General features: G+C 42.6%; 6 protein-coding genes. 1 reads left to right on the top strand and 5 read right to left on the bottom strand.

The annotated features are described in order from the left end of the window. On the top strand, window positions 1-254 hold a 254-nt coding region (locus C511_RS0112360; RefSeq protein WP_027318216.1), incomplete at its 5' end, for a transposase. 127 nt (window positions 255-381) lie between these two features. Here the strand turns inward: C511_RS0112360 and C511_RS0112355 are convergent. From C511_RS0112355 to C511_RS16810, 5 genes are all read right to left on the bottom strand, one after another. Further along, window positions 382-2,097: a GH35 family beta-galactosidase gene (locus C511_RS0112355; RefSeq protein ID WP_027318215.1), complete on the bottom strand. Its 1,716-nt coding sequence runs from the start codon at window positions 2,095-2,097 to the stop codon at window positions 382-384. Between the two features lie 87 nt (window positions 2,098-2,184). Beyond that, window positions 2,185-4,539: a glycoside hydrolase family 2 TIM barrel-domain containing protein gene (locus tag C511_RS0112350; RefSeq protein WP_024997727.1), complete on the bottom strand. Its 2,355-nt coding sequence runs from the start codon at window positions 4,537-4,539 to the stop codon at window positions 2,185-2,187. Window positions 4,540-4,689: 150 nt separating this feature from the next. Then, window positions 4,690-6,726 (bottom strand): RagB/SusD family nutrient uptake outer membrane protein, encoded by a 2,037-nt coding sequence (locus C511_RS0112340; protein ID WP_024997726.1) that lies wholly within the window; start codon window positions 6,724-6,726, stop codon window positions 4,690-4,692. A 150-nt stretch (window positions 6,727-6,876) separates the two neighbouring features. After that, the gene (locus C511_RS0112335) at window positions 6,877-9,936 is read right to left on the bottom strand and encodes a SusC/RagA family TonB-linked outer membrane protein (RefSeq protein WP_027318213.1); all 3,060 of its coding nucleotides are present in this window, start codon (window positions 9,934-9,936) and stop codon (window positions 6,877-6,879) included. 226 nt (window positions 9,937-10,162) lie between these two features. Beyond that, entirely contained in the window at window positions 10,163-10,840 is a 678-nt protein-coding gene (locus C511_RS16810) for an AraC family transcriptional regulator (RefSeq protein ID WP_244877240.1), read from the bottom strand. Between the last annotated feature and the right edge of the window lie 283 nt (window positions 10,841-11,123).

Raw genomic sequence — 11,123 nt, 5'->3', positions numbered from 1 at the left:
AACTGGAAGTACCTTACAGACTCAATCAAAAGAATTGGAAGCCAACATTTATTCCTTTTGCTAAAGCAAGGAAAAGAATTGAAACACTCTTTTCGCAGATGTGTGACCAGTTCATGATGATAAGGAATTATGCCAAAGACGTCAATGGGATTTTTACTAGGATAATCAGTAAGATTAGCGCTCTTACGATTTTGCAATACATCAACAAAATGAACAATAGACCTATTGGAAGGATTAAATATGCGCTAATTTAATTCCGCCAACGGGTTTAATTATATAAGACTGAGCTATTGAGAATTAGCATATCAAGTCATTTACTCTGTGTAACAGCAAACAGCATTATTGTAACAAATACTTTTGAGTACGTTACATACTTCATTATCACTTATATTCATACAGCTTTACATGCAATATTTTAAATTCACCAACGGAAATACGAACGTGACGTCCTTGATGAGTCTGATCACCATTTAGCCGACGTACATATTGAAACGAGCCATCAGCCTGAATACTGACCTCGTCAACTGTTCCTATGCCAACACGGCTTTCTCCTTTCCAAGAGGTGTCTTGTTGCGCATGATCTCCTCCCTGATAAGCAAACCCGTCTTCTCCTAGTTTTGTGTTTATCGTTTGGCTGTGTACATCTGCTTTTTCAAACTCCACCACTATACCATTTCCGGCAATGAGGAATTCATCTTTCGAAAGGCGTAAAACAACACCCCCACCCTCCGGCCATATACTTCCATCGGTAGCGCGCGGATCCCAAGGCAATGTGAAGTAGTGCCGGCAAGTGAGCTTAACGCCATCATATTGCAGCACACGTTCCTTGTTCTGAGCATCAAAAAACAAACCGTTCATAACTCCTTTCCCTTGATTGGAAGTTATCACAGGCATCAGTTCTTTCATTAGTCCGTAGCCCTGCACAAGCGGATCTTGTGGGGAATCCGATCCATCTTCAATGGAAAACGGACTAAAACCTATTGCATCGTGCTCTGCAAAGACATATAGTGCCTGCACCGAATTATTCATTGATCTTTTAATTTCGGGTATAAACAACGGATTGTTAGGCAGCTTATATTGTGCTACCCAATCAACAAAGCCTTTGTCATATAAATCGGGGGCCAGCAAATCAATGTGCGGTGCCCCACAATGCCATATATCAATGAGATGTGCCAACGGACCGGCCGAAGGATATTCACCTGGTTTGCGTCCTCTGCTATTCATTGCCGCATTAACATATAAGGGAATAGGATGAATGGAACGTGCTGTTTGCGCTAGTTTATCTACATATTGCGCATAATGAAAAGCCATAAATATTTCATCCGTATAAACGTCTGCCCCAAAAACATCCTGCCAGGTTCCTTGGGTTTTATACCCATTTTGTGCCCACTTACGAAGCATCTGAGGATGAAGTTCTTTTTTGTTTTTCAGAAGGTAGTTCAACAATTGCTGCGGTACCTGTGATTGAAATAGTTTAGTTGCTTCCTTCGAATAATCGCGTGCATTTTCCAGCATGCCAATTTCATTTTCTATTTGCATCATAATGACCGTTTGTCCATCGCTATCGACCTCGGCAATGTGTTGCATCAATTTCTTAAATGCGCGATTATCAGCCTGATACACGTTTTCGGAGAAAACACTTGCAATCTCCAACGGTTTTCCTGCTTTAGTATAAGCGCGCGGGTATTTCTTATAATCTCTTTTAAACCATAACGGAGCATAGCAACTCATTGAGTTCTTCCATGCACCAAACCACAAGAATACTACTTTTAGGTTATTTTTCTTAGCCTGATCTATTGCTTTATCTATTTGAGAGAAGTTATACGTTCCTTCAGTGGGTTCAATCAAGTCCCAATAAGCAGGAACCAATACTGTATTTAGTCCCATACGTTGCAATTTGGGGAAAATACGTTCAACATCTTCAGATGAAGAGGCAGATGAGTTACCCAATTCACCTCCCAGAATAAGAAAAGGTCTGCCTTGTACGATAAGTTGTGTCGCCGTACCTTTTTTATTCAGGTAAGCAAGGGTGCTTTGAGCAGATAAAGATAAGGGCAATAACAAAAGTAAACAGATATATAAACCTGTTCGCTTTATAATTTGATAAATTGTATTCATTCTCTTAAATTAATTTAATGTGATATATGTTAGTTTCATGGCTTTTACGACATCTACAGGTGTTTTTCAGTTTATTACACTCGTAACTTCCACCACATATTCTTTCTCAATACCATCAACCTTTACATAGACAGTCATCTTTCCTGGTTTGCGCGTAGCCTGCACTACTGCCAACGCCTTACCGAAATAAGTACGAATGGAGTTACCAGCAAAGGTCTGCTCTCGGCGCAGATCGCCATTATCAATACTAAGGAAACGACCTTCTCCCTCAACACGAATGCTTACCAATTTATCATCTGTCTGCACGAGGTTACCCTCTTCGTCAGCCAAACAAATAGAGATATGCGAAAGATCTTGGCCGTCAGCTTTAATCTTTGTACAATCAGGGGTAACAACTGCTTGAGCGGTATTTCCTGATGTAATGAGCTGATAGTAAGCAAGCTCTTTATTGCCATTATATCCTTTGGCTACGAGTTTACCAGGCATGTAAGGCAAGTGCCAGATGATTGTATTATTGGGAAAACTAGCAGCGGACTGTTTACCCATCAGTTTATCATTGAGAAACAGTTCCACGTTTTCGCAATTGGTAGTGGTCTGAAGTTCTATCACCATACCGATGTAGGATTGCGGAAAGTTCCAGTGAGCTGCAAGTTTAGGCCATTGCCAAAGATCGCGACCATGTTCGACGTTGAGTGATGGATCGGGAATAGCAATGCGAACCATCGGTTCGGAATTCCACATGGCACGGTGAAAAGCAGCACGCGGTTTTTCGTCCATACAGATATCAAACAAACCATTGGGCCATCCTTTACTTGGCCATCCGGCTTCCCCAAGATAGTCTACACCAGACCAGATAAAACCACCTGCTACAAAATCATTTTCAGCAATAACATACCAAGGATTGAGGGTTGTATAACTTCGAATATTACCTTCCTCACCACGATAATAAGGCAATTCTTCTGAAATAAGAAAGATACGTTCCGGGTGGTTGCGATGGTCAGTCAGCATACGTGCTTCGAGATAGTTATAGCCAATAACGTCGGTAACGCCGGCAAATTTCTCCTGATGATTGTTTTGCGCAGCCAGCGTAACAAGACGTGTGGGGTCCAGTTTATGCACAAAGTCTTGCAGCATACGGGCACGTTCTACGCCTGCATCACTTTGATCCCATGCCTCTTGCAGTTCGTTGCCGATACTCCAGAGAGCAACAGACGGATGGTTACGGTCGCGTAAAACCATGTCGGTTATATCCTTCTGCCACCATTCGTCGAAATATTTCTCGTAGTAGCCCGATTTCCATTTATCAAAAGCTTCGTCTATAACCACAAATCCCATACGGTCGCACATGTCAAGAAACTCAGGTGATGGTTGATTGTGAGCACAGCGAATAGCATTGCAACCATATTCTTTGAGGATCTCCAAGCGACGCTCATACGAACGATCGGGCACAGCAATACCGAGACTTCCAGCGTCATGATGAAGACACATGCCTTTTAGTTTGATTCGGTGACCATTTAACAAAAAACCGTTGTTTTTATCGAACTTGAAAGTGCGTACTCCAAACGAGGTACTGTACACATCTACCATACGCCCATGCACTTTAACGGTTGTTTCTATACGGTAAAGATTAGGTGTATCAATGCTCCATAATTGCGGATTGTTCAAAGTGAGTTCCTGCACCACATCTGCTGTACTTCCTGCAGCAACAACAACTTGCAATGAAGAACTGCGTTCCAAACGATGACCTTTGTTATCAAATACTGTCTGCTGCACACTTATTTTTTGTTCATTGACTGATGTATTATTCACTTTTGTAACAATATGTACATCGGCCTTCTCCGCATTTATCTGAGGAGTAGTAACATACGTGCCATAAGTAGCCACATGCACCGGATTTAGCGTTTTCAGCCATACATGGCGATAGATACCGGCACCAGCATACCAGCGCGGACGTCCACCGGTAGTATTTACGCGCACAGCCAATACATTTTCTTTGTCAAAGCTGATGTAAGGAGTTAAATCATACTCTATGCTGCAAAATCCATACGGCCTATATCCCAAATGTTGTCCATTGACATACACATCACTCTGCATGAAAATACCGTCAAAGTGGATTAATAGTTTTTTTCCTTTGCTCGATGCAGGAACTCTGAACGTCTTACGATACCAACCTATACCATCAGGCAGATAAGCAACTGAGCCACCTTGTTTAAAGTCAAACATTTGCTTAATGTTCCAATCGTGAGGCAACTGAACATCTTCCCATAAGGCATCAGCATAATCAAGATTGGCATACTCGATGTCATCACTGAGGGAGAACTTCCAATCAAAATCAAAGTTTTCTCTCAGGCGCAGTTGATATTGTGCAAAAACGGTTGTAACACTAAAAGACAAGAGTAGAATGGATAAAATCTTTTTCATATCATATTGTTTATCATCTCAAAGAGATATAAGTTTGAATAAGCAATCTGTAATTTTTCTCGCTACTAGCTTGTATGCAAAAGCTGCGGACAAAGACGAATCAGCCTTGCCCGCAGCTGCAAAAATAAAACGAATACCTATTCTCTTGCGTTAGTTATATCCGGGATTCTGATAAGCAGCTTTTTCCTCTTTGGTCATTTCCAAAGCGTCAAGTTGTCCACTCGGAATAGGACGAAGATAATGCTTCATTTCTATCTTACGAGTAAAGGTTTGACGAGTATGGTTGCCCGCTGTAGTCATAGCACCTGTATTCACTGGGTTTATGCCACTACCTATTTCATAGTTGGCAGCATACTCAATAAGCTTTTGTGTGCGTACTAAATCAAACCAACGGAAACCTTCACCGAAGTATTCGCGACTACGTTCGGCAAGAATATAATCTATCGTGATGTTTGCTGGTGTTGCAGCGGTCATTGCTGCGCTGTTGTCTGCAATCTTCTCTTTGCGACCATTGTTATCCCAGCGCCACTTTCCGGCACGAGCACGAATAACGTTGATCAGTTCACGAGCTGAACGGCTACCAGTAGCACCTTTCACTGCTGCTTCAGCGGCAATGAAATAGAGTTCGGAGAAGTAAGCGATATTAATCGGACGGGTTATACTACCGTTGGGAGATCCCAGTCCTGTGCCATTATCGGTGCGATAAGTGCCGAGTTTCCAAAGGGTAGGATAACGTCCGCGACTGATGTGACTTGGTTCAATAACATATTCGCTACGTCCAGCCATGATACCAGCTGCTACTTCGCTGGCTTGTGCGCTCGGCGCATCGTACTTAACAGTACCAGCAGGCAGGTCTGTATCGAGAAAGGTAAGGAAAGGTGACTCATCAGATATGGCAGATTCGTTGGCATTAGCATATACGCTTGTCCATGTTGCCCCGCCTTTCTTCCAATTGCTATAGAAAGTTGTAACAAACGTACCGTCGTAGCGAGAGTCATTGGTTTTGTCAGCAAAGGTCTTCTCGAAAACACCAATGGGAGGTGCCATACAACTCCACGGACGACCATAGGCTTGAGCAGCTTCTCGTTTCACAACTTCGCCAGCAGTTTTGTGGCCTGAATCAGTTCCCCATTGATGAGAAAAAGGCTGACCCGATACGCTATAAGTTGCATTATTCCCTATGCCTCCACGAATTAGAGTGTAGTTCCATGTTACAAACCATACAATTTGATTACCTGGCGCACCGCCGCCAAAATAGCTGTGACTCGCCCCATCATACTGTTCGCTACTTTCGGTGTGATCCGCATAAAGGAGAACTTCCTTGTTGCGGTCGTTGGAACCAAGATGGACATCGTAATAGTAATCTAATAGCCCAAAATTACCGGGATTATCAATGCCAGCCAAAGCTACGTCATACGCTTGTTGAAAATACCATGCCGCATCATGACCATCGGGATCAGTGCGTGGAGTTTCGGGATAGGTAGGCACATTATTCGGGTTTTCAAGCCACCAGCCGTAAGTGAGATATGCCTTAGCAAGCATCAAACGAGCTAGTGTATTGGTAGCTCCTCCAGTGACGCGTCCCGTAGCAGGCAGTTGTTCAACGGCAAGCTTTAAGTCAGGGAAAATACCCTTTGTGTAAACTTCTGGGACAGTGTTGCGCACGCTCGTACGGTTGGGTGCGCTGTTGAATTTTAGTTCCCCTGCACCTAGGTCAAGGGGCACACCACCAAAATTCTGCACCAGCTGGAAATAGTCGAATGCCCGGAAGAAGCGAGCTTCAGCTATCAAGGCATCTGCCACACCAGCCGTCACGCCATTTTCAATCACACCACTAGCTGTATTGATATTACTAAAAGCTGCGTTCCAAAGGGCATCGGAACGCACGGTATTAGAAGCGTAGTTGCCCACGCCTTCAGTAAGGTCAATATCCTTAAAGTTATTGTCAGCACTCCATGCGTAAGTATACTCATCAGTCGGTTGCTGGCATGCAGCATAATAGTATTGTCCATAGAACTGACGCAAATGGGCATACATTGCCGTTAATCCACCCATAACACCGGTTTCAGTGGTAAAGAACGTGGGATCGTAGTTGCTTCGCGGCTGCTCGTCGAGTATATCGGAGCAGGCGACGAGGTTAGCGCAGAGGACTGCGACCAACACTAATTTTATATAATTATTTCTCATTCTCTTTTGTTTTATTTAATTCCTTGTCTGACGAGTTCTGTGTTAAGGGATAAGTAAGTGCAATAATTCATCTTTTCAAAAATAGCCAAATCATCCCTTAAAATATAAATACGCCCACAGACAGTCATTCATTTTATCATATTTCTCTCGTTAAAACGTCAGATTTAACCCGAACATGTAATTCGTCGAGTTAGGCGAGTTAGTACCGATGATAAGCAAACGCGATTTCAAGCCAGTAGTAACCGCTTGATTCTCATTGCCATACGAGTTCGGTTCGGGATCGCATCCACTTTCATCATGGTAGGGCGAGAAGAACACAAATGGGTTTTGCACAGTAGCGTATAAGCGTAGATTACTAATTCCATACTTCGAGGTAAACGACTTAGGTACATTGTAACCTAGTGTTATAGTACGTATCTTGAGGTACGAAGCATCGAAGTAGCCCAGTGTGCTGCCATACTTAGGATTATCGCTTTGTTCAGCTCCACCTGGCTTCGGATACTTAGCTCCAGTGTTATCAGGTGTCCAATAATCTACGCTCACATTACCACGACGTCCAGTCAACATATTCAAATACCCGGTACTGCTGTAAAGGGTAGAAATTAGGGTACCTCCATTCTTGAATGCACCAACTACACTAAGATCAAAATCTTTATAAGCCACACGTGTATTAAAACCACCTTGCCATTTCGGCTCCATGCTAATAATCTGACGGTCGCTGGTATTGATTGCACGAGTCGGTAATCCGTTGGCATCATAGTCACCAGTGTATTTCACTTTAATCATACCAGCATTGCCACCCGGTTCTGCAATAGCCATCGCCGCTGCTTCATCTTCTTGCCAAAGTCCTACTTTCTCGTAATCATAAATTACATCAATAGGATGTCCCTTAAACCACCAGTTGCTTTCATCACGGTCAGCACCTGAAGCAAGCGACACCAATTCATTATGATTAGAGTAGAGATTGATACCAGCATCCCAGCTCCAACCATTATAATTATCGAGAATAACACCGTTCAACGAGAGTTCGAAACCCTTGTTACGCGTCGATCCAATGTTAGCCATATATGAACCTACACCTGCAGTACTAGGCAAAGATACGCTGAGTAGCACATCTTTAGTATTCTGCACGTAGTACTCGAATGTACCGTAAATGCGACGGCTCAACAATGAAAAGTCTAGACCGAAGTTCCACGTTTGCGAGTACTCCCAGCCCAAGTTGGTATTAGGCAGTTCGCTCACATAATAACCAGTGTCATATCCTGTCGGTCCAAAGTTGTAAGGGCGTGTGGCGAGTAATCCGAGCGTTTTGTAAGGATCTACAGATTGGTTAGATGTTTCACCGTAGCCAACGCGCAATTTTAATTCGTCCACCTTCGTAAGCAGATTTTCCCAAAACCCTTCCTTTGAGATATTCCATCCGATAGATACAGCGGGATACGTATGCCATTGGTTGCCTTTAGCAAGGCGGCTAGAGGCATCAGCACGGAACGTCACACTGGCCATGTACTTGTCATCATAGCTATACATAGCACGCCCCATGTATGACATCAGTCCTGCTTGCCAATAGCTCTGGTCACCCGGCTTCACTGAAATTTCACCAGCAGCTTGACCAAGGTTGAAATACTGGAAATATTCCGCCGGAATGTCCCTTGCAGATACGGCAGACTTATTGTAAGTAGTTTGTTCAGCCGAGTACATACCTACGACGTTAATTTTGTGCTTACCGAAAATACGGTCATAAGTCAAAAGATTTTCTACCGCCCAGTTCGTGGTAAGCGAGTTACTTATAGAAGCTGACGAAGGTTCACTTGCATTAGTGCTGTTTACACCCATTCCGGTGAAAGAGCCACCATTCCCATAACGAAAATTCAAACCGAGATTGATGCGGTATTTTAGTCCTTCAACACCGGGCACTTTTACTTCACCATAAACAGTATTGTAAGAACCAAATGCCTTGTTCTCTTGAATCCAAATATCTTTCAGTCCTTTCAGGACTTCGCGTGGATAGATATACTGCTCATCCGTAGACATTTTTACAGTACGTTTCCATGAGCCATCTTCATTATAAGGGTTCACTAATGGTGAGAGACTCAGTGTTCCGTAAAGCCCGATATTTCCACCCTCAGTAATATTGTAAGTATTGTTAGTTACAAATCCCACTTTTATATATTTACCCACTTCTTGATCTAGAGCGCCACGAAGTGAGAAACGATTATACTGTTGTGTAGGTACTACTCCCTTGTCATTGAAGTAACCCATCGAAAAGCTGTAGTTATTCGTCTTGCCACCACCAGAAACGTTGAGGTCATGGCTAGTGGTAATACCTGTCTGGTAAAACAGATCTTGCCAATCTGTATTCACATCGTCCGACTCGTCCATACCATTGCTATATTTGCCTGCTGCTGCACGCAATGCAGCAAATTCTTTTCCATTCATCATTGGATACTTTTCGGCAATTTTAATACCATAATATCCATTGTATGTTATCTGCGCTTTCTGCTCGGTATAACCCTTGTGCGTAGTCACCATGATAACACCATTTGCACCACGAGAACCATAGATAGCAGTAGATGAAGCATCTTTAAGGATATCAAGACTCTTGATATCGCTCGGGTTGATATCGGACAAGCTACCTGCAAACGGAATGCCATCTAATACTACTAATGGGTCATTGCTAGCATTAAGCGAACGTACGCCACGAATACGTATTTGCATATTTGCACCTGGTTTAGATGACGTCTGCTGCATTTCCACACCGGCTACACGTCCTTGTAATGCTGAAGAGATATTACCAGTTTGCACCGCTCGTAATTCTTCACCACGCATGGAAGCAATAGAGCCTGTTACGTCTGATTTTTTGGCCGTACCGTAACCAATAACCACCACTTCTTCGAGCAATTCAGTATCTTCTTTCAACACAACCGTCAGAGAAGTTTTTCCATTCACTGAAATTTCTTGCGAAACATAACCCACGTAGGAAACTATTATCGTACCATTCTGGGGTATATTAAGAGTAAAATTTCCATCCAAATCGGTAATAATACCGTTGGTAGTACCTTTCTGTAACACACTGGCTCCAATAATAGGCTCGCCATTTGCGTCTTTCACCACACCTTTCACCGTGACGTTCTGTGCAAACGCACAAACAGGTAGCAGGCATACAAAAAACAATAAACTCAGAAGTTTAATCTTCATATGATTCATAATATTAAAAAATTAAATTGATACATGGGGATATCTTCTCTCTAGAAAAGTCTAAAGTAAAGTTAACTTTGGTTTTGTTCTGCATAGGCTCGATATAAGTTAAGGATTAAACAATTTTGCATACATTATGTATTCAATGCAAATATATAACTAAAACGGATATATAAATGAATGTATTTTTGCGTATAATAATGCAATATTTGCAAATATACAATACTTTACGTCCGCTTTACTTTAGAATGTACCGCTGGTACTGTGAAGGAGTGTAATTTGTGACTTGTTTAAAGAGGCGATTAAAATGACTTAACGAGTCGAAACCACACTCAGTGCTTATTCTCGAAATACTCAGACTGTTCAGCGCCAGCAGTTTGCAAGCATAGCCGATACGCATATCAGTAACGTACTGTACATAGGTTTTACCCGTATTTTCCTTGAAATAGCGGCAAAAAGCAGCAGGATTCATTGCCGCCATTGAAGCAATCTCAGCCAAGCCCATGTCACGCGTGTAGTTGCCGTTAATGTAGGAAATGATTTTTTCAATACGAGTGTTTCCCAACGTAGGGAACACCTCTTGGTACATAGGAGAAGCTAGTACGTCGCGCCCGGCACATACCGACAGACGTTGGAGCAATAACAGAAGCCCAGCAATCTGATCAAACCCAAGGATACGAGGGAACTCGTCCAACATCCCCATAATGTCTGGGTCAGAAAGGCTGCTAAAAAAGATACCGCGACGTGCCTCTTCAAGCAATGTCTTTATCTGCCTGAACTGTGGATAATGCTGAATAGAGTGTTGCATGAAAGCCGCTTCGAACTGAATGATAGTACCTCTTACACGCAGTTCGGAATTGTCAGTTTTATAAACGTCATCACTCTGCATGTAGTGCGGCAAATTGCTACCAAACAAGATAATGTATATAATAACTTAAAAGTATACCACCCTAATAATTAAAAAGTATACCACTGTCAGTCCGTAGAAGACCGAGCAGTGCGCCCTGATTATTTGAGGCGTAGCCGAGAATATTCAGGGCGCACTGCTCATATTTTTCAGAGCATACTATTTATTTGTTTAACTTGCATCAATTATATATTGATGCAAAAAATGATAACAATGACTGACAGAAATGAAATAATTTCGATGTACGATAAGACCGGCTCGATAAGGGCAACGGCACGTAATCTTGGGCTTA

This window comes from Bacteroides graminisolvens DSM 19988 = JCM 15093 (genome assembly GCF_000428125.1).
GTDB lineage: Bacteria > Bacteroidota > Bacteroidia > Bacteroidales > Bacteroidaceae > Bacteroides > Bacteroides graminisolvens.
Note: the sequence above shows the minus strand (reverse complement) of the source record. Positions and strands in the feature narration are given on the sequence as shown.